Consider the following 24,626-nt stretch of genomic DNA (forward strand, 5'->3'; position numbering starts at 1 on the left):
AAGATGGTGAGCAGTACAGAGACTATATAGCATGGTGAAAACCTAACTTTTAAAAGACATCAAAGGAATGACAATGCCTCTTAAGAAATGGACCTTACAATACTTAGTAGCACTCCCCCTGTTATGCGCTATTTTTGCTAGCGTTCAATATCTTAAAGGGCAATCTATCATTTATTCGCTGGAATTCGGAGCCACTTGGGCTTTCATTTCCATCTTTATCTTTGCAGTCCGCCGTGCTTACAACTTTAAAAGGCGGATTCACTGCGATATATGCAACGATCTACCGTCTCACAACAAAATTAAGTAATCGAGCTTTTAGGCGGTGTTTCCTACTAGACCTTTTATCTTAAGTTAATCAAACGGGTATTAAATGAACACACAAACCGTGCTTTTTTGTTTTCTCTTTTTCTTACTTGTATCAATGCAATGCGAAGCCTCAACGCGGACACTAAAATTTGAAGAAGATGGCTTAGCGGCCACCTACTACCCATCGGGTTCTAATGAGAGAAAAATGGGCGTTTTAGTGCTTGGAGGATCCGAGGGAGGCGTGCCAGAAAAACTCGCTAGTCCAATCGTTGAAGCGGGATTCCCTACCCTAGCTTTAGCTTATTTTAAGGAAGAAGGCTTACCACCAGAGTTAGAGAGAATACCTCTTGAATATGTAATTCAGGCTATGTCGTGGTTAAAATCACAACCCGAAACCACGCCGGACAACATTATTGTAGTTGGCTGGTCGAAAGGCGCTGAACTGTCACTTCTTCTAGCGTCAAAAGAACCAAGTATTTCAAATGTGGTTGCTATTGCGCCTAGCTCTGTTGTTTGGGCAGGTATTTTGAAAGATTGGAGTAAAGTGCCTGGTTCCAGCTGGACTTACGACGGGCAAGACTTAGCGTTTGTTCCTTTCAACCCGTCGGGTGAAGTTAATGGTTTGCTAGATCTCTATACGCAATCTTTAGAAAATCGAGCAGACAACGGTAAAGCTAATATTCCTGTACAGAAAATCAGCGCCGATGTTGTGTTAATGACTGGCGAAAACGATGAAATTTGGCCCTCGCCTACTATGGCTGAAACAGTTTGTGAAAAAATGAATGCGCGCACTAAACAGAAGTGTAAGCACATAAACTACCAAGGGGCAGACCACTTGCTTAACTACGCGTTCTTAAAAGAGGGTAGCGATATGAACCAAATCTTTATTAAGATGCTTACTAATCACAATAACCACTAGTCAGCTTCTTCAATAAATAGAATCATATGACCATTGATGAATTCAATCACTATTGCAAAGCACTCCCCCACACTACTCACGTCGTTCAGTGGGGGAATTCAGAAGTATGGAAAGTAGGTGGTAAAGTCTTTGCTATAGGGAGCATTAGCAAGGACGGACACCCTGCTTTTACCTTTAAAACATCTGAGCAAAACTATTATTTTCTGGAAGAAAAGCCTGGCTATAGGCCTGCGCCCTATCTCGCTAGTCGTGGAATGAAATGGATACAACAGTACAATTGCGAGAGTGATGAAGATGAAGCGTTAAAATACTATTTAAGCGCATCTTATAAACTAGTATCGTTAGGGTTAACCAAGAAAATGCAAAAAGAGCTTGGTTTAAATCAACCTCAATAAAGGTGCTTACACCATGTTTAAAGCAAAAGGCTTTACGCGCAATATTCGCCCTTATGTAGAAGCTGAACTAGCGCTAGCTCATAGAAAGCAAAACCAAAACAGCCAACAGTGTGCTTTTTCACACTTAGAAAATGCCCACGTTCTTGGTCAAGCCTCTACAAGGCTACACGTTAAAGTACACGTTCAAATGCTTTTATGGGCAGTGAAACAAGGCAATATTGGTGAGTTTTTTGGTCAACTTTTCAGAATTGCGGGCGCTGCCACAAAAACCGCTTTTGGTTTAGTGCCTACGGGAAATACGGGCGGTACTAATGTGAGCCCATTTAAGGTAATGCCAATTAAACCCGAACTAGACAGAATATTAAAAAAAGCGCGTTCTTATGAAAATTAGAATTAACGTTGTTGATGCGTTCACCAGCGTAAGGTTTAAAGGTAACCCTGCCGCGGTGGTTATCACCGGAAAATGGCTTAGCGATGAAAAAATGCAGGAAATCGCTGCTGAGAATAACCTTTCTGAAACTGCTTTTTTAGTTGAAGATGATAACGGTATATTCGCTATCCGCTGGTTTTCCCCTGTGACGGAAATCGATTTTTGTGGTCATGCTACTTTAGCTTCTGCGTTTGTCATTTTTAGCGAAAATTACCAACTACCGCACATTTCTCTATTCGCCAAGTCGGTTGGGATGATGAAAGTCGTCAAGAAAGACGACGGATTCATTCAAATGGACTTCCCTAATAGAATGCCCCACCCAGTCAACGATGTTCCTGAAGCGTTACTACAAGGGCTTTCTATCAAGCCCAAAAGCATTTTAAAAAATAACCAAGCTTACTTTGCTGTTTATTCTGACGAAGACGACGTTTTAAGCGTAATTCAAGACAGCGAACAACTAAAAACACTAGCGCCTTATGATGTGGTAGTGACAGCGCCTGGTACGCAATTTGATTTTGTTTCGCGTTATTTTTGGCCTGCGAACGGCGGTGATGAAGACCCGGTTACCGGTTCAATCCACACTGGGCTAGCGCCTTATTGGGGAAAAGTATTTGGACGATCAAAACTTATGGCTTATCAGGCATCTAAACGAGGCGGCACATTAAAATGTGAGGTGGAAGGTGACCGCGTGCTTATTTCTGGCCAAGCGGTGTCTTACCTTGAAGGTTATATTACTATCTAACAATTTAAAGAATAAAGCTGTAGAAGGAACTATAAATAAATGCAAAAAGTCGTTGAATTTAAAACTCGAAACTTTTGGTCTAGCCAACTTAATTTAGACACCCTTAACGAAGAAGTTACCAAATACAACAATCAGGGCTGGCGTGTCATTCAAATAACACCAGTGTCGTCTTTTTCTGCACATGTTCGTTCGGTATTACTCCTTCTTGAAAAATCGAATAGTTAAGAGTAGAAGCTAGAAAGAGCAGACCATTTTATTTACACTCCCGCAGCGCAAACAAAAAAGCGGAAGATATCTAACCTTCCGCTTTCACTCACTCAACAGCGCATTGCTGCATCTAGTTTTAACTAGGCAAACGCCAAATTAGCGCCCTACTGCAATGCCTTCTCTACGAGGATCTGCGCCGCCAATTAATTTACCTGATTTAAACTGAATGCCATGAAGACCGCTGTTTAAATCCACTACTTTAACGTTATGGCCGAGTGCCTTTAACGGCTCTTCAAGCTCAGCTATTGGTGTGCCCTTCTCTAACGCCGTATAGTCGTTTCGATTAGTAATTTTAGGAAGATTGATGGCTTGCTGAATATCCAAGCCAAAGTCTAAAACTCCAATTAGGGTTTGAGCGACGTAGCTTACAATTCTAGAGCCGCCCGGCGAGCCTACAACCACCTCTAAATTCCCTTCTTTGTCGAACACCATTGTAGGGCTCATAGCACTTCTAGGACGCTTACCAGGCTCTACGCGATTTGGTACTGGAAAACGGTTTTTGGTTGGCGAAAATGAAAAGTCGGTAAGCTGATTATTAAGCAGGAAGCCTTCTACCATAATCCCAGAACCAAACATGAATTCAATGCTGGTAGTCATTGATACTGCATTACCCTCTTTGTCTACTATAGAAACGTGTGAGGTATTGGGCAGCTCCATTGACGTACCAAGTGCTACACTCGCATCGGCGTAAGGATTACCCGCGCGTTTGCGGCGCCACTCTTTATCAACAGCAATACTCTCGGCACGGCGCTGAAGATAAGCGGTATTAATCATGGCCGCAAACGGCAAGTTAGTAAAATCGCTATCCGCTATGAACTTCTCGCGGTCGGCATATGAAAGCGCACTTGCTTGCGTATATAGGTTGGCAAACTCTACTGACTCCGGTGCGTATTGACTAAGGTTAAAACCTTCTAACATTTTTAGAATTTGATAAACGTTTACGCCACCTGAGCTAGGTGGTGCCATACCGCAAATGCGTTTTTCGTGGTACAGGCCACATACGGGTTCACGTTTTACTGGTTCGTAGCTTGCTAAGTCTTCCAACGACATTTGGCCAGGGTTAATCTCCGCATTATTAACCGCTTCCACTATTTTTTCGGCAACTTCGCCTTTCAGTAAATAATCGCTGCCTTTTTCAGCAATACCTCTTAAGGTTTTAGCCAGCTTCTTATTTTTCTTTACCGTGCCTTCTTTTAACGGCAGGCCTGCCGGGAAGAAGTAAGTAGAGCTTGCAGGAAAAGTTTTCAGGCCAGGGTGATAGTCTAATGCAACAAGTTTGGCTAAACGCGGCGATACTTTAAAGCCGTCTTCAGCTGTTTTGATTGTATCGTCGAACAGCGTATTCCAAGGCAGCTTGCCGAACTCGCCCTGAGCCATTTCTAGCGCTTTTACTGCTCCAGGCACGCCAACTGACTTACCGCCTACTACGGCATCTAACCAGCGCATTGGTTTATTACCTTCAATAAACCAATGAGAATTGACAGCTTTCGGTGCTGTTTCACGGCCGTCAAAGGTGTGAAGTACTTTGTTCTTATTATCCCAATAAAGGATAAACGCACCACCACCAATACCTGACGATTGTGGTTCAACCAGCGAAAGCATCGATTGTACAGCCACCGCTGCGTCAATCGCGCTTCCGCCCTTTTCTAAAATATTCTTTCCCGCCCAAGACGCATAGGGATTTGCCGCTACAACCATATAATCTTCGGCTTCAAATGCCTTTTTCTCTATGTAGCCTGTTGCTGCTTCTGGTTCTCCGACTTCACGTGTTTGCTTCGCGTTCGCACCAAAAATAAAACAGCTAGATAATGCAAGAGTTACCAATGAAGCTCTGAAAAAAGCACTGCGTCTCAAAATATTACTTCCTCTTATTTAAATTTTTCGGGGTTTATTGGGCGTTTTTTAAGAAACGCATCAAACGCTTCTTGAGCTGCGGTTGTGCCCAACGCTTCTAAAAATATATCAAACTCTTCGTTCATTTGTTGGTTTGTTCGCTCTCCGTCACCTTTTAATAGCGCTTTTGTTTGTTTAAGCGAAAATGAAGGCTTGGCGACGAGTTTCTCTACCGTTGTTTGAACCGTTTGATCTATTTCGTGAGCGTCGACAATTTTTGTCAGAATACCAAATTGATAGGCATCAGCAGAGGTAAAGGGTTCGCCCAGCATTAGCCACTCTGCCGCCTTTATATGACCTGCAACCTTAGGCAAAAGATAACTTGATGCATATTCAGGAACAAGCCCTAAGTTGATGAATGGTAGAACAAATCGGGTATCTGGAGTGGCGTAAACAAAATCGCAATGAAGTAAAAGCGTTGTGCCTATGCCCACTGCTAATCCGTGAACTTGTGCAATAACCGGTAAATTACATGCAGCCAAAGCTCGCATAAAGGCAGCTGTTTCTGGCACCTGAGCGTGATCTTGTTGCTGTGCGAAGTCTCCAATGTCATTTCCTGCAGTAAAACAATCGCCCGCGCCTTTAATAACCACCACTTTGGTTGAGCCATCGTTCTTAACACCTAATATGGCATTCGCCATTTCTTGATACATGTCGCGTGTTAACGCATTTTTCTTATCGGTTCGGTTAAGTGTAATGGTTAAGCATTGCTGATTTGTTTCGGTAATAATGTAAGACATAATTACTCCTTTACTGTCGTCTTTTTGTTTTGGGCGTACTTCAGTTTTCACCCTGTAGGCAATTTCTGTATCATAGCCAGCAAATTCTAATTTCAAAAATAACTAACACTGATGATGTCACTGCCGTTTTCGCTTAAGTATAGCGCTGGTCCTTTATTTATTGCGCTATGCTCCGTTGTCGCGTTTTTCTTTGAGCCTATGTCTGGCAATTATTTGGCTTACGACAGGTACGCCATTCAAGGTCTAGAAACTTGGCGAATAGTCAGCGGCAATATCGTGCATACCAATGGCTACCACCTACTTTTAAATTTAGCAGGTCTGGCTTTATTGTGGGCACTCCATGGTGAACATTATCGCCTTGGTTTGTATTTAAAAGTTTTTGTGTGGTGCTGTTTGGGAACCAGTGTCGGGCTTTATTTCTTCTCTCCAGATCTAATATGGTACGCGGGTTTGTCTGGCGCATTACACGGTATTTTCGCATGGGGCGCCTGTGTTGATATAAAAGAGAAGATGAAGTCGGGCTGGTTACTACTTATTGGGTTAGCGATTAAAGTGGGATACGAGCAAATAGACGGTAGTAGTGAACAAGTTGCAAACCTTATTGACGCAAAAGTTGCCGTAGACGCGCATTTATTCGGTGCGCTTACGGGTATCGCAATCTTTTTACTTATGTTCATTACGGCGAAAAAAAATAGAAACTAGAGCGATATAGCGTCACTCTTTTTGCGCATTTTGATTTGTTAAAACAGATTAACGTGCTGAAGCAAAAAAGAAGATCTAAAAAAGGGCCCGAATTCATTGAATTTGGGCCTTTTGCTGTATACCTATTACTTTATGAGCAACCCAGCGCTTCTTAGACGTTAGGCGATTCAAGTAAAGGCTTTGCTTATAAGTTTTCTTCAAATAACTTATAGATACGGCGGTATTCATCAAGCCAAGAGCTTGGCTGCACAAAGCCATGAGGCTCTACCGGATAAATGGCCGTTTCAAAATCTTCTTTCTCAAGCTCGATAAGACGCTGTACCAATCGCACGGTGTCGTGGAAAAACACGTTGTCATCAACCATTGGCGCATTGATAAGCAAAGGCTTTTCTAGTCCATCGGCAAAATAAATCGGCGAGCTACGCTCAAACGCAATGGGGTCGATATCAGGCGTATTCAGAATATTAGCCGTATATGGCGTGTTGTAATGAGCCCAATCGGTTACCGGACGAAGTGCTGCACCTGCCGCAAACAGATCTGGCGCGGTAAACATAGACATAAAGGTTAAGAAGCCGCCGTATGAACCGCCGTATGTGCCAATACGCTCACGATCTACATTTGCATTTTCAACAAGCCAGTTAACACCATCACGCAAATCTTGCACTTCAGGCGTACCCATTTGACGATAAATAGCGGTTCGCCAATCACGCCCGTAGCCAGCACTAGCGCGATAGTCCATATCTAGTACGACATAGCCTTGCTGCACGAGCATGCTATGGAACATGTATTCTCGGAAGTAACCAGACCACCCCATATGGGCGTTTTGCAAATAGCCTGCACCGTGATTAAACACTACCGCTTTATTTGGTGCCGACTTGTCGTAATTTTCCGGTAAATATACTCGTGCGTAAATAGGTGCATCGGTATGCGACGATTCAATAGCAACGATGTTAGGCACCGCCCATGGAAGTGCATTAAAATCTGCACTGGTGCTTTGCGTGATTTGCTTTGCCGCTGTTGTTTCGTTTGCTGGCTTAATGTAAAGCTCTTGTGGTTGATTCACCTTGCTATGGCTTAGCAGCAAATTTTTACCATTAGGGCTAAGTGAGTAGTCTGTCATACCATTCAAATCAGTCATGGTATCGATGGTATTATCACTTAAATCTGCACGATAAACTTCGTAAAGCCCCGGGTGCTCCATATTAGCTTTAAAGTAGATATAATTGTCATCGCTAGAAAGCGTTAAGTCGTCAACAATAAAACGGCCGCTGGTTAGCGCGACAGGTTTCTCGCCAGGCTTTTGAACGTATAAGTGAGAGTAACCAGTATGCTCAGACTGATAGTAAAGTGTTTCGCTGTCATTTAGCCAATCAAATGCGTTGAAACGGTAGTTTACCCACGCATCGTCATGAAGCCTATGTTGGTTTTCTAGCGTTTTATTCGCTAAGTCGACCGTTGCAATCCATCGGTCTTTGTTGTCCCACGCTTCTAGCATAACGGCAACAGCGTTACCGTTTTTGTGCCAGCGAATCGAAGGCTTAGTCCAATACCAGCTTTGCAGTAAGGTAATGTCGCGTGGCAAACGATTAACTTCATAGGTCTCGCCTTTTGCTTTCGCGTTTTCTTCTTTTACATCTGCAAGTACGTCGTCATTGTATCCAGGCAAATTAAAGTACTTAAGTTCACTCTTCTCGCCTGTTTTCAAATTAAGCAGCCACAGTTCATGATTTACCGATTCTGCATCTGCAACACGTTGGCGTACGGGTTTTGCGGCAATACGGCTGTCTTCTTGGATATAATGCGGCATGATGTCGCTGTCATCACGAGTCGGCTTACTTTCCGTGGTGGCGACTACCGCGAAGTTACCCGCAGGTGATACGCTAATACCCGCTAGTCGATGCGACTTATCAAAGTAAAAAGGCGTAGGTGCTACACTGCTGTTTTCTTTGGCCAACGCTTTATGCGCGTCGTCTTTTTCTTGCCTGTTTTTGCGCTGTAGTTTGATGTATTCCACCAGCGACTGCTGCTGCTCGGCAATATAATCTTTAGGCGGCTCAACCGCTTTGGGTTCGTCGCTAAACTCCCAGCTCAATAATTCTTCGCGGGTGCCGTTAGATAGGTCTATAGCAATAAATTTGTTACCGCTTAACGCCATTAAGCGGCCATCAGTCATAAATGAAAGCGTTGACAGCGCATTCCCGCCACGCGCGATACGCACGGTTTCACCGTTGGTAAATTGCACATAAACACTGTCTTCAAATGAATAAGCAATTACACCATCATTTCTTACTACACGTTCGTCAAAACGATACTTGTGTAAATCTGATAATGGCGCTTTTACGGCATTTGCAGGGTTTGAGAGTTCAGCAACATAAACATCTGTTAACGCGCTATTCTGTCTTTCTTTTTCAAAAACAATTTTATCGCCATTGACCGACCACCCCATACCTTCGGGTAGCGCGCCCATCCATTGAGGGTCTGACATTATTTGCTTTAAAGTAATTTCACCATTTTTCACGCTGTTCTGAGGCGCGACATCGGGTGTAACGGTTTGCTGGACAGTAGCAGCAGGAAGCGATGTAGACGCTGCTTGGCTAGATAGTTCGTTAGTCGTGCTTGCACATCCGCCCAACGCAAAAGTAACGCTAGCCGCGATGAGTAAAGAAGAGTATTTTTTCATTATTTTAAGTCGTTGTTATGTAAAAAACGTTAACATTATACGCAGAGCAGTTACTAATACGCTAACGTTCATCGATTGAGATAGTGAACCAAACGTAAACCATCTGCGTTTATGGTTGTGAAACTGGTCTGTCGGCCTGAACAAAATAACAAAAATTCACTGATGAGGTAAAACACTATGAAAGCGAAAGGTTTTGTACCTGCGTTGCTTGCGCTCAGCTTTTTCACGACTCCTAGCTTTGCGAGCGAGTGCCCCAGCGTACTAAAGTTCATGAAGCGTAAGCTCAACTCACAAGAAACGGTGAATTTGTGTAACGAATATGCCGGAAAGACCCTTTTAGTGGTGAACACAGCCAGCTATTGCGGCTACACGCCACAATTTGAAGGTTTAGAAGCCCTTTATAGTGACTACAAAGACAAAGATTTTGTTGTACTTGGCTTCCCCTCGCACGATTTTAACCAAGAAGATAATGATGAAGGCAAAACGGCAGAACTGTGTGAATTGACTTATGGCGTAAAGTTTCCGATGTTTGAACCGATATCGGTAAAAGGTGAAGACGCCGATCCTATGTATAGAATGCTAAAAACCGCCACCGGCAAAGCGCCATCATGGAACTTTAATAAGTACCTTATTGACAGCTCTGGTAAGCAAATAACCCACTACCCTAGTTCAACAAAGCCCACTGATCCGGCTTTTATCGCTGACATAGAGGCACTCCTCAAAAGCGAATAAAACCGCGAATATCAACGCTGCCTATAGGTCACACCAAACGAGAATCTAAAAGCCGCGCATAAAAAAGCCCCGCGTAACACGCGGGGCAATCAAGCACACTCAACTTGGAACACACTTTTAGCTGAAAACATACTTCCTACGTTTTAGCTAACTGCATTAATTTAGTGTGTTTAGTTGTTGGTTAGTTCAATAATTTTTTCGCTTGCTTCAGAAAAAGCCTTGTTTGCTTGCTCTTCGCCCATGTTAAGTCCTTCAGCGTAAACGAATTTAACGTCACTGATACCAACAAAATTTAAAAAGTGTTTTAAATACGGCGTTTGCGTATCAAAGTCTGAACCTGCATACACACCACCACGCGCGGCAAAAACAGTCGCTGATTTATTTTCTAGCAATCCGACAGGACCTGTCTCGGTATACTTAAATGTTATACCAGCTCTTGCAATACGGTCGAAGTAAGCTTTTAAGCTCGATGGGATGCCAAAGTTGTACATTGGCACGGCTAGCACTATTTTGTCAGCCCCTTTTACTGCTTCAACAATGTCATCAGAGACTTTTGCCAATGCCTGTTGTGATTCATTTCGCTCAGACGCCTCAGTCATCCACGCCTGCATTTCTTCACCTGTTAAATGAGGCAATGCCAGAGAGGCAACATCCACGCGGTTAATGTGCACAGAACCGTCATTCTCGATTTTTGAAAGGTACTCGTTTGCAAGCTTTGAAGAATTACCTTGGTTGCCATTTAGGCTGGAAAATATAGCCAGTACTTTTTTCATGCCGAACTCCAATATTCGTTGTTTCGATAATATATGGCTATATTACGGCAATCGGGTGGGATGAAAATATCAAAAACATGAAGGCTTCGTTCTATTTTGTAGAACAAACTGCCAAGGAACAGAGTAAATGTGAAATTATTGAAAGCATTACATTACGTTAATGTTGCAAGGAGGTTGATCTTCTCTTATTTGCTCAGCGTAACCGAGTTTGCCACAACACAATTAAGAGGATACAAAATATGAGAAGGACCAAAGCGCTCCTTGCATGTTCAATATTACCACTGTTTTTAATTGGCTGCTCGGATGACGACGACGATGTCGTACAAGAGCCCACACCCGCCCCGGAATACGCAAACGTTCGAGTTGTTCACGCAGCATCAGACGCACCAATGGTAAACATCACTGCTAACGACGCCATACTCAACGATCTCGAAAGCGTTGATTACCAAGTCGCTTCATCTCGCTTCGAGGTCGAGACAGGCATGTACGATATTGGTGTTACAGGCATTCTTCCAGGTGAAAACGCTGAAGTGTTGCAAGCTGACGTTACTTTAGAAGCTGACATGAACTACGATATTTTTGCCGTAGGTAATGTTGGCGATGAGTCGTTATCGCTTTTAACAGTGACCAGTATGGAAACCGCAGTTGACGCGGGTAATGCTCAAGTACAGATTGTACATGCAGCATCAATGGCACCTATGGTAGATATTTATGTTACGGCACCAGATACAGATATCACTGCCGAGCAGCCGCTTGTTACTGCTGAATTTACTGACGCAACCGATTTAATTCAAGTACCTGCGGGCGATTATCAAATTCGTATTACACCGGCCGGTGAGACAACAGTTGTATACGACTCTGGTACGGTAAACCTTGCAGACGGTGCCGATTTGCTTATCGCTGCTACTAATAACGTAGGTACCGGCGATTCACCAGTAACATTACTGGCCGCAGACGGTGATGGAAGCTTCAAGATTTGGGATGCAGAAGCAGGTGCTGCTATCCGCGTTGTGCACGGTATCAGCGACGCACCAGCGGTTGATGTTGTAGCAAATAACGAAATAGTATTGGTGGACGGAATACAGTTCCCGCGCACCACAGACTATTTGTCTGTTGCAGCCGGTGACTATCTCATTGACGTTGTAGCCGATAGCGACAACAGTGTTGTGGCAATTGACGATGCTGAGTTGACGTTAGAAGTAGGTATGTCTTATACCGCTATCGCAAACAACGTTTTGGCTGCACCAGAACTTGATGTGCTTGTTGATATGCCCCGCTCCGTAGCGACTGAATCGAAAGTGCGTATTGTACATGCTTCACCTTCAGCGGGTAACGTCGATATTTACGTAACCGCAGATGGTGAAATTGATGCGGTTGACCCAGCATTTGCCGATATTGCCTATGAGACTGGCGAGCTTGTTGAAACAGGTTACGTAAGTCTTGCAGAAGGTGACTACGTAGTTACGGTTACACCAACAGGCACCAAAACAGCGGCAATCGAAACAGGCGTTTTAACGCTTGAGAATGGTGAGATTTACACAGCTATCGCACTAGATGGCGCGATGGAAGGTGATTTACCTCAGTTAGCGTTGCTTGATGGCCTAGCACCACCTCCACCAGCTTTTAATGCTGACATGACTTACAATGTAAACTTAAGTGGGTCACAAGAAGTGCCTGCCGTTACTACTATGTCTATGGCAACTGCAGTGGTCGAAATTGACGAAGACTTACCTGCGTTTAGCGTAAGTGTTGACGTATCAGGCTTAACGGATGTTACTGGTGTACACGTACACGATGGCGGCATTGGTATGAATGGTCCGGTTGCTTTCCCACTGACTGATGCTGGTAATGGTACTTATGTTCTCGCTGAAACTAATATTTCACCTAGCAACTTAGACGCGCTGACTAGCGGTGAGTGGTATTTAAATGTTCACACTACCGCTAACCCTAACGGTGAAGTGCGTGGTCAGATTGTTCCCGACACAACTGCGGTAGTAACATTCTCACTAAGCGGCAGCCAAGAGGTACCAGCAGTTGACACCATGGCAATGGGGTCTGGCTATGCGCTCTTCGACACCACAAACAACAACGTTTCTCTTGTGGCGGTAACCACTATTGAAAATGCGACTATGGCGCACATTCATACTGGGTTTGCTGGTGAAAATGGTGACGTACTTGTAGGACTTGTGGAAAGTGAAAGCACCGCTGGCGTTTGGATGACAGACGGAAGCATAGCACTAGATGAAGCCACAGCTACGCAACTACTGGCAGGTGGTCATTATGTGAATGTGCATACAGCAGCTAATACTGGTGGTGAAATTCGCGGCCAAATCACGCCTGATAATATTGAAGTGTACGGCATCATCGCAAACGGCCTACAAGAAGTGCCTGCAGTAACTACAACAGCAAGCGGCGCTGGTGCATTTACTTTGAATACATCTACAGGTGCACTGTCAGGCAGCGTTACCATTACAGGTATGACAGCAAACATGGCTCACATTCACGAGGGTGAAATGGGCGTAAATGGTGATGTTTTAATTGGACTTACTGCCGGAACCAGCGGTATGTGGTCTGTGCCAGCTAATACTACGTTAACCGCTGAGCAAATGAATGTTATGGCAGACGGAGGTCTTTACACTAACTTCCACTCAGATGCATTCCCAAGCGGTGAAATTCGTGGACAAATTACGCTAGGTTTTGACTAGTAAAAAAATGCTAAACCCATTGTGTTTCAATTATATTGAGACCCAATGAACCTAAAATAAAAAAAGGGGCAAACGCCCCTTTTTTGTATTTCTAGACAAGAAGATTTTATCTATATGGTATTTAGCGCCGTGTCGAAATCTGCAATCAGATCCTGAGTGTCTTCAATACCTACCGAAATACGCAGCATGGTATCGGAAATACCCATTAACTCACGCTCTTCTGCCGTGTTCTCAAAGTAAATAGTAGGCGCAACTGGTAGCGCTAAGGTGCGATTATCCCCTAAGTGCGTGGCGCAAATAACTAACTTCATTTCGTTTAAAAACGCCACTGGATCAGCACCGTCGATAAGGTCAAAACTCAAAATTGCGCCGTAGCCGTCGTTTAGGTATTCCCTTGCCATGAAATGCTGAGGGTGGTCGGCAAGACCTGGATAAAAGACTTTAGATACCTTGGGGTGATTATCTAGGAACGTCGCCAACTGCATAGCATTATGCTGACTTCGTGATAAACGTAAATCTAAGGTTTCCATGCCTAGGGCAATGGCCGTCGCTGATTGCGGTGCCAATGTAGCGCCTAAATCGCGTAAACCTTTCTTTTTAATTTGCGTAATGCCCCACTGTGCAGTATCTGCAACCTGATAAGCCGGTTTTAGGTTACTAAACTTACTCCAATCATAGTTACCCGTATCAATGACAGCACCACCTAAAACGTTACCGTGACCTGCAATGTATTTTGTCAGCGAGCAAAACACTAACGACGCTTTAACATCTTTAGCATAAAAAACAGGGGGTGGCGTCATGGTGTTATCAACCATAAACAGCATGTGCTTCTCTTCACAGAATTGACCAATGGCGTGAAGGTCGGCCACCTGTGTCACAGGGTTAGCTACGGTTTCGGTGTAAACGCCTTTTGTGTTTGGCTGGTAAGCTTCTTTGACTTGCTGAATGTCGGTCACATCTGTGTAGGTAACCTGCACACCAAAATCTTTAATGGTTTCAAAAAAGCTTCGCGTATTACCAAATAGGTATTGGCTTACAATTAAATGGTCGCCGGCTTTGAGTAAAGCAAATAACGAGCTGCTTATCGCCGCCATTCCGGTTGAGTAACATAAGGTACCCACACCGCCTTCCAGATCATTAAGCATATTTTGCAGTGCCGCCACAGAAGGTGACGATGAACGAGAATAAACATGAGCAGCTCGTTTACCTTGAAACGCATCGATGATGCCCTGCGCATCTTTAAACTCGAAAAGAACTGAATTAGACGTGCTGCTGTGAACACCACCATGTTCAGGCGTATTTAGCATGCGATCAGAATGAACCTGACGGGTTGTGAATCCCAATTTTGTCACGGGTGAAGCTCCGAAAATAGATGTTTGCGACCGAGCCGAGCGCGCACCAGTACTCTGAGTTAATACGGTTGCGTACTTACCACTTCAATAGAAATGATTATGGCTTTGTAATGCAGTTTTTAGGATATTTTGCGCAAACATTATCATAAAACGTATAAATAGTTTGCATTTGTTCATCTATGTTAGTCACTTTCTGAATAATTGGCCCCAACACAATCATTTTTCTGGCGTAGTCCAACCCAATGACTTGTATAGGAATTTCAGCTTCTCGTGCAATGTGCATAAAGCCTGTTTTCCATGGATAAATGGGGCTTCGTGTACCTTCTGGCGCTAACGCGAGTATTAATTGATCGGCTTCCTTTATCTTATTTGCTATAGACGTGACCACCCCATGCGCTTTACTTCTCTCTATAGGAATGCCGCCTAGCCTTTTAACAATAGCGCCCAAAGGTGGTGTAAAAATAGTATGTTTGCCAAAGAAATTGATATTCAGCTTGAATGAGAAGACCACAAACAAGCCAATAAAGAAATCCCAGTTCGATGTGTGCGGTGCTACCGCTAAAATGGCTTTTTTCTGATTGATTAGTTCACCTTCTACACGCCAGCCCCTTTTTGTCAGCACCCATGCTGCAAACGACGACAACCAGTTGGGCCACTTGCGAGGGACATGCTCTCCAACTTTAACACTATTGGCCCGTTGAGAGTGGGTTTGAGGGGGTGAGGTTTTCGTCATTATTATTATGCTCTGCTTACTACACTTAGGTTATCTATTTGCTAATTTATTTTCTGAGGCTTCGAAGTGGAATGCCGTAACGAAAAGCGCTTTACTTTCCATATTGTACCCGCATATTAATTAGCAGAGTAAAACGTTGGAGTGTGCGCAATTTGGCGAAGATTAATCAAAATGGGTTTGTAACGCAATTGTTAACAATGCAGCGTTTTGAATTCTTAGAGAATATGGGCTTAATATAGCTATGTGTATTTTATTTATCGCAAACAATATGCGGGATGATTACCGGCTTATCATTGCTGCGAATCGGGATGAGTTTTACGCACGACCAACCGCGCCGTCTTCATTCTGGAAAAGCCACCCGCATTTGCTCGCCGGACAAGACTTAGAAGCTAATGGAACCTGGATGGGTGTTACGCGTAACGGATATGTGGCGGCGCTTACTAATGTAAGGGACCCACACAACATCAATAAAAATGCGGTATCGCGAGGTGAATTAGTCGCCAACTGGCTGAAGCACGACTCAGTCGAAATGAAGCCTGTTGCACAATCACAATACTTGGCAACGCTAGAAAAAACGCGCCACCGATACAACGGCTACAACCTGTTATTCGGAGATATAAATTCGCTTAAGGTTTACAACAACGTAAACAATTCGACCCACATTATCGACACTGGTGTCTACGGTTTGTCTAACGCGGATATTGCCACACCTTGGCCAAAAGTCACGCAGGGCGTTACCGCATTGAACAATTATGTCACCAAACAAAACATCATTAATGATGAAGACTTATTTGATATTTTACGTTACGACAATAAAGCCGACGATGCCCTGTTACCCGACACGGGCGTAGGCTATGAGTGGGAAAAGGCGTTGTCTTCCATTTTTATTCAATCCGAAAAATACGGAACACGCACCTCTACACTGCTATTAGTAGATAAAAACAATACGCTGACCTGGAAAGAACGACGCTTTTCAGACAAAGGCGAAGCACAAGAAACCCGCGCTTTTTCTTTTTCAATTTAGGGTGTTTTTGAAATGAAACTTTCGTTTACGTTTTCTTTCCTCGACTAATTGAAATATTTTCAACCTTTAGGGGTCGTTTTTTCTACCATCGGTGGCATAATGCCAGCCTGCTATCTTTTGCATACCAACGTAACGTGAGGACATATCGTGTTTGAAGTATTACCCCATCTCGCCCCAGATCCAATTCTTGGCCTGTCAGCTGCTTTTCGTGAAGACACCAACCCAAACAAAATCGATTTAGGTGTTGGCGTATATAAAGATGAGCAAGGTAATACCCCTATTCTTTCAAGTGTCGCAAAAGCGCAAAAAGTGCTTTTAGATACCGAAACTAGCAAAACCTACATCACGCCTCAGGGCAACCAAGGTTTTATCGACGGTATGTTGTCTTTGCTATTAGGTAAGACTAGCCCCGTTCTATTAGCAGACCGCGTTGCAGCGGTTCAAGCTCCAGGTGGTTGCGGTGCATTGCGTATTCTTTCAGAACTACTTGCCCGTTGTAACGACAACGCTAAAGTATGGGTAAGCGACCCAACATGGGCGAACCACATTCCACTTATCGGCTCTGCGGGTCTTAAAATCGAAACCTACCCGTACTTCGATAAAGCGTCAGCAAGCATTCGCTTTGACGCTATGATGGAAACCCTTCGCAAAACTGAAAAAGGCGATATCGTTCTTCTACACGGTTGCTGTCACAACCCTACAGGTGCTGATCTTACTAATGCACAATGGGATGAAGTACTAGAAGTAGCGAAAGAGCGCGAATTCCTGCCTTTCATCGATGTGGCTTACCTAGGTTTTGGTGAAGGTTTAGAAGAAGACGCGTACGGCATGCGTTTGTTGGTAGAAAACCTACCAGAGGTTATTGTTGCAGCTTCTTGCTCTAAGAACTTTGGCCTTTATCGCGAACGTGTTGGTTTGGCTGCCATCATTACTGAAGATTCAGCAACCCGTAAAATTGCTCAGGGTCAAATTCAGTCAATCGCACGTGGCATCTACTCTATGCCACCGAGCTACGGCGGCGCGTTGGTAGACATTATCCTAGCTGACGAAGCCCTTAACAACGAGTGGGTATCTGAAGTGAACGAAATGCGCGATCGCATGAAATCACTCCGTGCAATGCTAGTTCAAAACCTTCACGATAATGGCTCGCCTAAAGACTTTAGCTTCGTAAACGACCAAAAAGGTATGTTCTCGTTCTTGTGTATTACTCCAGAGCAAGTGCGCGAAGTGCGTGAAAAGCATAGTGTGTATTTTGTTGATTCTAGCCGCGTGAACATTGCGGGCATCAACCAAGAAAACGTAGAAACACTTGCTAAAGCATTGGTATCAGTGCTTTAAGTACGAACTATTGATTCTTAAGATTCGAAAGGCAGGGTTCACACCCTGCCTTTTTTATTGCCTTCAAATTACCCGTCTTCCTATTTCTGCGATGAACGCCCCAACTACGCTGTCAGTGGCGGCTAGTTACACTTTTTAACAAATTCACGCGGTGCGCTATACGCTTTTTAGTAGGGCAAGCAGGATATAATCGTTACACTATAACAATGTTGACGTACACGTTAACTTGGTATTTATTACGATTGACTTTTAACAATGAGATTAACGACTAGAACAAGGATCACCCATGTCTAAAGTAAGTGTATTTTGTCTTTCTGCCGCGCTACTTGGCAGTGCAATGCAAGTAAATGCTAAGGAAGGCATGTTCACGCCAGAACAACTCCCTTCAATTGCCGGCGATTTAAAAGAAACAGGCTTAGCAATCCCTGCTAGTAGTATTAACGACCTAACCGCGTTTCCTATGGGCGCGATTGTTTCATTAGGTGGCTGTTCAGCATCGTTTGTCTCTGACAAAGGCTTGGCCGTTACTAATCACCACTGTGCGCGCGGCTCTGTTCAATATAACAGCACCCCAGAAAACAACTATTTAAAAGATGGTTTCCTAGCAAAAGAAATTGGTGAAGAACTGCCGGCCGCGCCGGGTACACGCATGTTCGTTACGGTCGATTTTTCTGATGTAACCGACAACGTCATTGGCGGTATCAGCGATGACGTTCAAGGACGCGAGCGCTACGACCTCATTGAAGCGAACCGCAAAGCATTAATTGCAGAATGTGAGTCTGAAGCAGGCTTCCGCTGCTCTGTGCCTTCATTTTTCCAAGGCCTTGAGTATAAGCTAATTAAGCAAATGGAAATTCGTGACGTGCGCATTGCCTACGCGCCTGCTGATTCAATTGGTAAATACGGTGGTGATGTAGATAACTGGATGTGGCCTCGTCATACGGGCGACTTCTCTTTCTATCGTGCTTATGTGGGTAAAGACGGTAAACCCGCTGATTACAGTGAAGAGAACGTGCCGTTTAAACCTGACCATTTCTTGAAAGTTTCGGCAGCTGGACTTGAAGACGGCGACTTTGTTATGGCAGCGGGCTACCCTGGCTCTACTAATCGCTATGCGCGTTTATCACAAGTGTCGTACACGTTTGATTGGTTATATCCCACTTACCTTGAACTGGTAGACGCGTGGATTAAAACTATTGAAAGTGCATCTGAAGAAGGCAGCGATGCGCGTATCAAATACGAAGCATTGTTAGCGGGACTTAACAACTTCCACAAGAATACGTTGGGCCAGCTTTCTGGCGCTAAACGCGTTGGACTTGTTCCACGTCGCGCTGAGCGTGAAGAGCAACTAGCTGCATGGCTTGATAAAAACGGTAAGAGTGAAATGAAGCAAGCACTTGCCGATCTTGATGCGGTTAGTGCTGAACAAATGCAAATGAACAAGCAAAACTTCTGGTACAACAACCTAAGTCGTGCACAACTCTTGTCGTCAGCCCAAACCCTTTATCGCAATGCCATCGAAAAAGAAAAGCCGGACGCAGAACGTGAATCTGGATTTCAGGAGCGCGATCAAATTCGTCTGAAAGAAGGCGTAGAGCGTATTGAGCGTCGCTTTGATCCGGCCGTTGATCAGGCCGTTTGGCAAAAAATGATTAGTATGTACCTTGAACAGCCAGAAGAAAACCGAGTAGCCGCGTTCGATAAAGCAGTAGGCATTGATGGTGATACCGACGGAAAAACACTTCAGAAGAAGTTAAAGGCGTTTTACGACAAGACTTCATTGACTAACACTGAAGAACGTTTGAAATGGTTAACTGCAAGCCGCGCTGATTTCGAAAATAGCAACGACCCGTTCATTAAACTTGCGGTTGCCCTGTTCGATACCGAGATGGCTATTGAAGATAAGAGCAAAACGCTAAGCGGTAAAGCTGCAGCGCTTCGCCCTAAATACATGAGTGCCATTATTGAGTGGCAAAAATCTTTGGGCAGCCTTGCTTATCCAGATGCAAACAGTACGCTGCGCGTTACTTACGGTAATGTAATGGGCGGCTCGCCAAAAGACGGCCTAATTTACGAGCCGTTTACTCGTCTTGAAGGTATTACTGAGAAAGACACGGGCGAGACACCTTTTGACTCTCCTAAAAAGCAGCTTACGCTTATTGAGGACAAGAAATACGGACCTTACAAGTTAGAAGCTATTAACAGCGTGCCGGTGAACTTCCTGACGGATTTAGATTCAACCGGCGGTAACTCAGGCTCAGCAACGCTTAACGCAAAAGCAGAGCTTATCGGCCTGTTGTTTGACGGTACATTCGAGAGTGTAAATTCTGATTGGGATTTTGACCCGAAAACAACCCGTACCATCCATGTAGATAGCCGCTACATGTTATGGGTAATGGAATACGTTGACGGTGCAACAAACCTCATCGAAGAGATGACCATCGTTAAATAACCACCAAATAATGGGGTCAGAGTACTTTTCTGCCCCAAAAAAAATGGCAAAAATGGGGCAGAGTACATTTCCCCCTAATGCCTTCCGGTAAAAAGGAGATCGTTATGAGGTTACTAATAAGGCTTGTTAGTTTAGCCGTGGCTGCGTACTCGTGTTATAGCGGAGCTGTAACCGGTGAGTGGAAAGCATCTATCGCTATTATTTCACTATGTGCGTTGATGTTCCTAATTACGTTTATTTCCAAGACTCGCGGCGGTACGCCAGGCTCTCAAAGCGATGGCGCCTCAGCGATATACACACCAAGCAGTAGCTCAAGCTCATCTTGTAGCAGTGATGGCGGTGGTGGAGATTGCTAAAACTCAATGGGGTCAGAGTACTTTTTTCAGTATTTAAAGTACTCTGACCCCATTATTTTCGCTGATCAGATCACGCTGTAGAAATGTACTCTGACCCCATTATTTTATTTGAGGTTGCGGAGGCCTTGGGTGAGGAGTCGGTCTAGTGCGTTGGCGAAGTTTTGTTTGTCACGTTGGGAGAAGGCTTTTGGGCCGCCTGTGTGTTCGCCGCTTGAGCGCATGGTTTCCATGAAATCCCGCATGCCCAGTATCTGCTTGATAGACGACTTGTCGTATTCTTCACCACGATTATTCAACGCTAGTGCATTTTTTGCCAGTACATCAGCTGCCAATGGAATGTCATTGGTAATCACCAAGTCACCCGCTTCACACTTCTCTACTATATAATCGTCAGCAGCATCGAAGCCTGACGGTACTTGCGTTAAGGTTATGTGCTTGTCTGGAGGAACAGACATAGAATGGTTAGCCACCAAAGACAAAGGCAGCTTGGTACGTCTGGCTGCCTTAAAAAGAATGTCTTTGATCACTGCAGGGCACGCGTCGGCGTCAACCCATATATGCATGGTCGTATCTCGTAACTGTATCTAATTACGCTAGCATACCACCATCTACCACCACTGTCGTGCCGGTCGTGTAGGTTGAAGCGTCTGATACTAAGTACAATACCGTGCCCGCCATTTCATCTGGGTCAGCGACACGACCTAGTGGAATAACTTTAAGCGCGTGCTTCAAGATTTGCTCGTTAGTTGTTAACGCTGACGCAAATTTAGTATCGGTTAAACCTGGCAATAATGCGTTTACGCGAATGTTCAAGCTACCGCACTCTTTTGCAAATGACTTAGTCATGCTGATGACCGCAGCTTTCGTAATAGAGTAAATACCTTGCATGTCGCCTGGTGTTACGCCATTTACCGATGCCGTGTTGAGAATGACGCCACCACCCTGCTCTTTCATCATTTTTCCAGCTTCAATCGACATGAAGAAGTAGCCACGAATATTGACGTCTACAGTTTTATTGTAGGCGCCAAGATCAGTATCTAAGATATGCCCAAAGTAAGGATTGGCTGCCGCGTTGTTTACTAGAATATCCAGTTTTCCAAAATCGCGTTTAATGACGTTAAATGCTTCTGTAATTTGCTCCATTTCACCCACATGACACGCTAACGCTGTCGCCTTACCACCTGCGTCACGAATTGAAGAAGCCACGGCTTCACAGCCGTCAATTTTGCGGCTTGATACAATTACATGCGCGCCATACTGGGCAAGCAAACGGGCAATAGACTCACCGATACCGCGACTTGCACCTGTAACCAGTGCCACTTTTCCTGTTAAATCAAAAAGGTTCTTCATTGTCATATCCTTAATTCTTGCTGATAAAGTGCTTTGTGCTTAATTTCTATTATTAACGCTTGTTGCGGTGCCTGCTCTAGGCCAACATACCACCGTCGAGTACTACGGACTGACCCGTCATGAATGACGACTCATCACTACACAACCAAGCAATGGCATTAGCAATCTCTTCCGGTTTACCCAAACGCTTCATTGGATTTGCGCCAATAAGCCCTTTTTGGCCTCTTTCATCCAATTTTGATAAAACGCCTTGCACCATAGGAGTATCTACAAAGCTTGGACAAACAGCGTTAATGCGAATGTTCGCCCTTGCGTATTCCACCGCCGCCGATTTAGTAAGCCCCACTACCCCATGTTTGGAAGCGCTGTAAGCACTAATCATAGGCGCAGATCGCAATCCAGCTACAGAGGCAATATTGATGATGTGGCCACCGCCTGTCGTCGTCATATGCTTAAGGGCGTTTTTCATGCAATACCACACGCCAGCTAGGTTGACCTGAATATTCTTCATGAACATGGCGTCATCGACTTCAGTTAGCGGAGCTGGAAAATGGTCGATACCCGCGTTATTAATAATTACGTCAATTTTGTCATTATGAGAAAGCGCCGTGTCGAACATCGCTTTGACCTGAGCCGGTTCGGTAACATCCACTGCCACCGCATAAGCTTTGCCACCTGCACCAACAATTTCTTCAGCCAATGTTTTGGCGTTTTCTTCGTTTAGATCGGCAATACCAACTGTTGCACCACGCGCACTCAATACGCGGGCCGATGCAGCGCCGATCCCCGAGCCGCCACCAGTAATAAGAATATGTTTACCTTCAACATTTGCAGCTACATTCATTAGCTGTACTCCAATTTAGTGAACAAGCGCAACGCCATTAATATTGGTCACTGCGCATGCTTCTTGATTTGAACGATTAAAAATAACTCGCTTTTACGTTGTTACACGTCGCCTCGCGTGAAGAAAGCACCTCAATATCGCGACTGACAAGCGGTAACTCCCAATTCAAGAAGTATTCAGCTGCTGCTAACTTACCTTCGTAAAAATCAACGTCTTGCTCGCCAGCACCGTTAACAAGTGTTTGTTCGGCAACATTTGCCTGGCGTAGCCAAATCCAGCTCACCACACAACTTGAAAATATGTTTAAGAAGCAACTCGCATTGGTTAGCAAGACTGGTTGCTTATCTGAGCGCAAATCGGCTGCTGCCTGTTGAATTAAACCACCAAGCTGGTCTAGATAAGGTTTTAATTTTGCAGCTAGTGCCTGCGCTCTTGGCGTTTCTGCGCGCTTCATATCGCTTGTTACACGAGAAAGCAGCACCTGAAGACCTTTGCCGTCGTGCTGCCATAACTTTCTTCCCAGCAGATCTAACGCCTGAATACCATTCGTGCCCTCGTGAATTGGGTTTAAGCGGTTATCTCGCCAGCACTGCTCAACAGGATATTCACGGGTGTAGCCCGCACCACCTAGAATTTGAATTGCCAAATCGTTGGCTTTAGGGCCAAACTCTGAAGGCCATGCTTTGAACACGGGTGTTAAAAGATCTAAAAGCTGAGAAAGCTCGGTGCGCTTTTCGCTGTCAGTTTCTGTCTCCATCTCATCGATGAGCATGCTGCCGTACAAGCAGAGGGACATACCGCCTTCACAGTAGGCCTTTTGCGCTAGCAACATACGTCGCACGTCACCGTGATTGATAATAGGTGTAGGCTCGTCTTCTGGCGCAAGATTAGGCGCAGCGCGACCTTGAGTACGATCTTTTGCGTATTCTAGTGAGTAACGGTACCCGCGATACCCTATCATGGCAGCACCATAGCCCACGCCAATGCGTGCTTCATTCATCATCATGAACATGTAGCGCAAACCCTGGTGCGGCTCGCCAATAAGGTAGCCGTGGCAGTCACCATTTTCGCCAAAGGTCAGTGCGGTTGAAGTTGTACCTCGGTAGCCCATTTTATGGATAAGGCCAGCAAGGGTAACATCGTTGCGTACATCTGGATTGCCGTCAGCGTCGAGGCGGTATTTAGGCACAGCAAATAAGGAGATGCCTTTTACACCAGCTGGGCCACCTGGAATTTTCGCCAACACCAAATGTACGATGTTGTCGGAAAGCTCATGTTCACCACCTGATATATAAATCTTGCTGCCTTTGATTCGATACGTTCCATCATCTTGCGGCCTTGCTGATGTACGAATATCAGCAAGTGACGAACCGGCATGGGGCTCGGTAAGTGCCATGGTTCCAGTGAAGTCACCCGCTAGCATTTTTGATAGAAACGCACTTTTGATATCCTCAGAGGCAAAATGCTTAATGACATTAGCAGCCGCCGCAGTTAAGAAAGGGTAAGCGGTTGACGATGGGTTTGCCGCTAAAAAATAGCCCGCGCAGGCATTCATCACGGTAACAGGAAGCTGCATACCGCCATCTTCAAAATCAAAATGACCCGCGATAAACCCAGACTCTCTGTATGTGTCAAAAGCCACTTTTACGTCATCAATCATAGAGACTTTGGTGCCATCGAATGTAGGCTCGTTTTTATCAGCAACGGCATTATGTGGAAGAAATAACTCTTCTGCCATTTTTTCGGCCATATCAATAACAGCGTTGAAGGTTTCTACATTGTGCTCTTCGAAGCGAGCTTTTTCACATAAGGCTGCGGTGTTTAATACTTCGTACAGCTGAAATTGCATTTCACGGCGGGGAATAAGTTGGTCGGCCATGGTGTCCTGTCCTC

General features: G+C 44.7%; 22 protein-coding genes. 12 read left to right on the forward strand and 10 right to left on the reverse strand.

Going from position 1 to position 24,626, the window contains the following annotated elements:
- The first annotated feature begins 370 nt into the window (after positions 1 to 370).
- The 5 genes from AWH61_RS13700 to AWH61_RS13720 are packed head-to-tail and all read left to right on the forward strand — an operon-like array spanning position 371 to position 3,017.
- On the forward strand, positions 371 to 1,225 hold the full coding sequence (locus tag AWH61_RS13700; protein ID WP_075177367.1) for an acyl-CoA thioester hydrolase/BAAT C-terminal domain-containing protein: 855 nt from the start codon (positions 371 to 373) through the stop codon (positions 1,223 to 1,225).
- Positions 1,226 to 1,251: 26 nt separating this feature from the next.
- On the forward strand, positions 1,252 to 1,620 hold the full coding sequence (locus tag AWH61_RS13705) for an MmcQ/YjbR family DNA-binding protein (RefSeq protein WP_014949708.1): 369 nt from the start codon (positions 1,252 to 1,254) through the stop codon (positions 1,618 to 1,620).
- Positions 1,621 to 1,633: 13 nt separating this feature from the next.
- The gene (locus tag AWH61_RS13710) at positions 1,634 to 2,011 is read left to right on the forward strand and encodes a DUF3703 domain-containing protein (protein ID WP_075177368.1); all 378 of its coding nucleotides are present in this window, start codon (positions 1,634 to 1,636) and stop codon (positions 2,009 to 2,011) included.
- The gene (locus tag AWH61_RS13715) at positions 2,001 to 2,792 is read left to right on the forward strand and encodes a PhzF family phenazine biosynthesis protein (RefSeq protein ID WP_075177369.1); all 792 of its coding nucleotides are present in this window, start codon (positions 2,001 to 2,003) and stop codon (positions 2,790 to 2,792) included. Before AWH61_RS13710 ends, AWH61_RS13715 begins: the two co-directional genes overlap by 11 nt.
- 39 nt (positions 2,793 to 2,831) lie before the next feature.
- Positions 2,832 to 3,017 carry a DUF4177 domain-containing protein gene (locus tag AWH61_RS13720; RefSeq protein WP_075177370.1) on the forward strand — a complete coding sequence of 62 codons (186 nt, stop codon included), beginning with the start codon at positions 2,832 to 2,834 and terminating at the stop codon, positions 3,015 to 3,017.
- A 138-nt stretch (positions 3,018 to 3,155) separates the two neighbouring features.
- Here AWH61_RS13720 and ggt read toward each other — a convergent pair whose 3' ends face one another.
- Positions 3,156 to 4,913 (reverse strand): gamma-glutamyltransferase, encoded by a 1,758-nt coding sequence (ggt, locus tag AWH61_RS13725; RefSeq protein WP_075177371.1) that lies wholly within the window; start codon positions 4,911 to 4,913, stop codon positions 3,156 to 3,158.
- Positions 4,914 to 4,927: 14 nt separating this feature from the next.
- Entirely contained in the window at positions 4,928 to 5,692 is a 765-nt protein-coding gene (locus tag AWH61_RS13730; RefSeq protein WP_230598867.1) for an enoyl-CoA hydratase, read from the reverse strand.
- 111 nt (positions 5,693 to 5,803) lie between these two features.
- On the opposite strand from AWH61_RS13730, the gene rrtA reads away from it, so the two are divergent.
- Positions 5,804 to 6,394, forward strand: a complete 591-nt coding sequence (gene rrtA, locus AWH61_RS13735) for a rhombosortase (RefSeq protein WP_014976720.1) — start codon at positions 5,804 to 5,806, stop codon at positions 6,392 to 6,394.
- 184 nt (positions 6,395 to 6,578) lie between these two features.
- Here the strand turns inward: rrtA and AWH61_RS13740 are convergent, their stop codons facing one another.
- On the reverse strand, positions 6,579 to 9,074 hold the full coding sequence (locus AWH61_RS13740; protein WP_075177372.1) for a S9 family peptidase: 2,496 nt from the start codon (positions 9,072 to 9,074) through the stop codon (positions 6,579 to 6,581).
- A gap of 177 nt (positions 9,075 to 9,251) precedes the next feature.
- Between AWH61_RS13740 and AWH61_RS13745 the strand changes: the two genes are divergently transcribed.
- Entirely contained in the window at positions 9,252 to 9,806 is a 555-nt protein-coding gene (locus AWH61_RS13745) for a glutathione peroxidase (protein ID WP_014949715.1), read from the forward strand.
- A 170-nt stretch (positions 9,807 to 9,976) separates the two neighbouring features.
- Here AWH61_RS13745 and AWH61_RS13750 read toward each other — a convergent pair whose 3' ends face one another.
- The gene (locus AWH61_RS13750) at positions 9,977 to 10,579 is read right to left on the reverse strand and encodes an FMN-dependent NADH-azoreductase (RefSeq protein ID WP_075177373.1); all 603 of its coding nucleotides are present in this window, start codon (positions 10,577 to 10,579) and stop codon (positions 9,977 to 9,979) included.
- 239 nt (positions 10,580 to 10,818) lie between these two features.
- Here AWH61_RS13750 and AWH61_RS13755 point away from each other — a divergent pair, with 239 nt between their 5' ends.
- Entirely contained in the window at positions 10,819 to 13,284 is a 2,466-nt protein-coding gene (locus AWH61_RS13755; RefSeq protein ID WP_075177374.1) for a CHRD domain-containing protein, read from the forward strand.
- 110 nt (positions 13,285 to 13,394) lie between these two features.
- Here the strand turns inward: AWH61_RS13755 and AWH61_RS13760 are convergent, their stop codons facing one another.
- Both AWH61_RS13760 and AWH61_RS13765 read right to left on the reverse strand, forming a co-directional pair.
- On the reverse strand, positions 13,395 to 14,636 hold the full coding sequence (locus AWH61_RS13760; RefSeq protein WP_039225530.1) for a cystathionine gamma-synthase family protein: 1,242 nt from the start codon (positions 14,634 to 14,636) through the stop codon (positions 13,395 to 13,397).
- A 97-nt stretch (positions 14,637 to 14,733) separates the two neighbouring features.
- Positions 14,734 to 15,369 carry a 1-acyl-sn-glycerol-3-phosphate acyltransferase gene (locus AWH61_RS13765; RefSeq protein ID WP_075177375.1) on the reverse strand — a complete coding sequence of 212 codons (636 nt, stop codon included), beginning with the start codon at positions 15,367 to 15,369 and terminating at the stop codon, positions 14,734 to 14,736.
- Between the two features lie 241 nt (positions 15,370 to 15,610).
- Between AWH61_RS13765 and AWH61_RS13770 the strand changes: the two genes are divergently transcribed.
- The 4 genes from AWH61_RS13770 (at position 15,611) to AWH61_RS13785 (ending at position 20,539) form a co-directional block, all read left to right on the forward strand.
- Positions 15,611 to 16,393: an NRDE family protein gene (locus AWH61_RS13770; protein ID WP_075177376.1), complete on the forward strand. Its 783-nt coding sequence runs from the start codon at positions 15,611 to 15,613 to the stop codon at positions 16,391 to 16,393.
- Positions 16,394 to 16,540: 147 nt separating this feature from the next.
- Entirely contained in the window at positions 16,541 to 17,731 is a 1,191-nt protein-coding gene (locus AWH61_RS13775; protein WP_014949721.1) for an amino acid aminotransferase, read from the forward strand.
- A 286-nt stretch (positions 17,732 to 18,017) separates the two neighbouring features.
- On the forward strand, positions 18,018 to 20,183 hold the full coding sequence (locus AWH61_RS13780) for a S46 family peptidase (RefSeq protein WP_075177377.1): 2,166 nt from the start codon (positions 18,018 to 18,020) through the stop codon (positions 20,181 to 20,183).
- Between the two features lie 104 nt (positions 20,184 to 20,287).
- Positions 20,288 to 20,539 (forward strand): hypothetical protein, encoded by a 252-nt coding sequence (locus AWH61_RS13785; protein WP_014979487.1) that lies wholly within the window; start codon positions 20,288 to 20,290, stop codon positions 20,537 to 20,539.
- A 104-nt stretch (positions 20,540 to 20,643) separates the two neighbouring features.
- Here the strand turns inward: AWH61_RS13785 and AWH61_RS13790 are convergent, their stop codons facing one another.
- The 4 genes from AWH61_RS13790 to AWH61_RS13805 form a co-directional block, all read right to left on the reverse strand.
- The gene (locus AWH61_RS13790; protein ID WP_014949724.1) at positions 20,644 to 21,102 is read right to left on the reverse strand and encodes a YaiI/YqxD family protein; all 459 of its coding nucleotides are present in this window, start codon (positions 21,100 to 21,102) and stop codon (positions 20,644 to 20,646) included.
- 25 nt (positions 21,103 to 21,127) lie between these two features.
- On the reverse strand, positions 21,128 to 21,889 hold the full coding sequence (locus AWH61_RS13795; RefSeq protein ID WP_014949725.1) for an SDR family oxidoreductase: 762 nt from the start codon (positions 21,887 to 21,889) through the stop codon (positions 21,128 to 21,130).
- Between the two features lie 76 nt (positions 21,890 to 21,965).
- The gene (locus tag AWH61_RS13800; protein WP_075177378.1) at positions 21,966 to 22,733 is read right to left on the reverse strand and encodes an SDR family NAD(P)-dependent oxidoreductase; all 768 of its coding nucleotides are present in this window, start codon (positions 22,731 to 22,733) and stop codon (positions 21,966 to 21,968) included.
- 76 nt (positions 22,734 to 22,809) lie between these two features.
- A complete protein-coding gene (locus AWH61_RS13805) occupies positions 22,810 to 24,612 on the reverse strand; it encodes an acyl-CoA dehydrogenase (protein WP_075177379.1) in 1,803 nt (600 codons plus the stop codon).
- Between the last annotated feature and the right edge of the window lie 14 nt (positions 24,613 to 24,626).

Origin of the sequence: Alteromonas sp. W12 (genome assembly GCF_001924945.1) — a bacterium.
Classification (GTDB): domain Bacteria; phylum Pseudomonadota; class Gammaproteobacteria; order Enterobacterales; family Alteromonadaceae; genus Alteromonas; species Alteromonas macleodii.

Excerpts from the sequence above, each read along its gene's own strand:
- rrtA (WP_014976720.1), top strand. The coding sequence starts at position 5,804 with ATGATGTCACTGCCGTTTTCGCTTAAGTATAGCGCTGGTCCTTTATTT.
- AWH61_RS13795 (WP_014949725.1), bottom strand. The coding sequence starts at position 21,889 with ATGAAGAACCTTTTTGATTTAACAGGAAAAGTGGCACTGGTTACAGGT.
- AWH61_RS13785 (WP_014979487.1), top strand. The coding sequence starts at position 20,288 with ATGAGGTTACTAATAAGGCTTGTTAGTTTAGCCGTGGCTGCGTACTCG.
- AWH61_RS13700 (WP_075177367.1), top strand. The coding sequence starts at position 371 with ATGAACACACAAACCGTGCTTTTTTGTTTTCTCTTTTTCTTACTTGTA.
- AWH61_RS13755 (WP_075177374.1), top strand. The coding sequence starts at position 10,819 with ATGAGAAGGACCAAAGCGCTCCTTGCATGTTCAATATTACCACTGTTT.
- AWH61_RS13730 (WP_230598867.1), bottom strand. The coding sequence starts at position 5,692 with ATGTCTTACATTATTACCGAAACAAATCAGCAATGCTTAACCATTACA.
- AWH61_RS13720 (WP_075177370.1), top strand. The coding sequence starts at position 2,832 with ATGCAAAAAGTCGTTGAATTTAAAACTCGAAACTTTTGGTCTAGCCAA.
- AWH61_RS13800 (WP_075177378.1), bottom strand. The coding sequence starts at position 22,733 with ATGAATGTAGCTGCAAATGTTGAAGGTAAACATATTCTTATTACTGGT.
- AWH61_RS13790 (WP_014949724.1), bottom strand. The coding sequence starts at position 21,102 with ATGCATATATGGGTTGACGCCGACGCGTGCCCTGCAGTGATCAAAGAC.
- AWH61_RS13745 (WP_014949715.1), top strand. The coding sequence starts at position 9,252 with ATGAAAGCGAAAGGTTTTGTACCTGCGTTGCTTGCGCTCAGCTTTTTC.
- AWH61_RS13770 (WP_075177376.1), top strand. The coding sequence starts at position 15,611 with ATGTGTATTTTATTTATCGCAAACAATATGCGGGATGATTACCGGCTT.
- AWH61_RS13710 (WP_075177368.1), top strand. The coding sequence starts at position 1,634 with ATGTTTAAAGCAAAAGGCTTTACGCGCAATATTCGCCCTTATGTAGAA.
- AWH61_RS13740 (WP_075177372.1), bottom strand. The coding sequence starts at position 9,074 with ATGAAAAAATACTCTTCTTTACTCATCGCGGCTAGCGTTACTTTTGCG.
- AWH61_RS13805 (WP_075177379.1), bottom strand. The coding sequence starts at position 24,612 with ATGGCCGACCAACTTATTCCCCGCCGTGAAATGCAATTTCAGCTGTAC.
- AWH61_RS13780 (WP_075177377.1), top strand. The coding sequence starts at position 18,018 with ATGTCTAAAGTAAGTGTATTTTGTCTTTCTGCCGCGCTACTTGGCAGT.
- AWH61_RS13705 (WP_014949708.1), top strand. The coding sequence starts at position 1,252 with ATGACCATTGATGAATTCAATCACTATTGCAAAGCACTCCCCCACACT.
- AWH61_RS13715 (WP_075177369.1), top strand. The coding sequence starts at position 2,001 with ATGAAAATTAGAATTAACGTTGTTGATGCGTTCACCAGCGTAAGGTTT.
- AWH61_RS13750 (WP_075177373.1), bottom strand. The coding sequence starts at position 10,579 with ATGAAAAAAGTACTGGCTATATTTTCCAGCCTAAATGGCAACCAAGGT.
- AWH61_RS13765 (WP_075177375.1), bottom strand. The coding sequence starts at position 15,369 with ATGACGAAAACCTCACCCCCTCAAACCCACTCTCAACGGGCCAATAGT.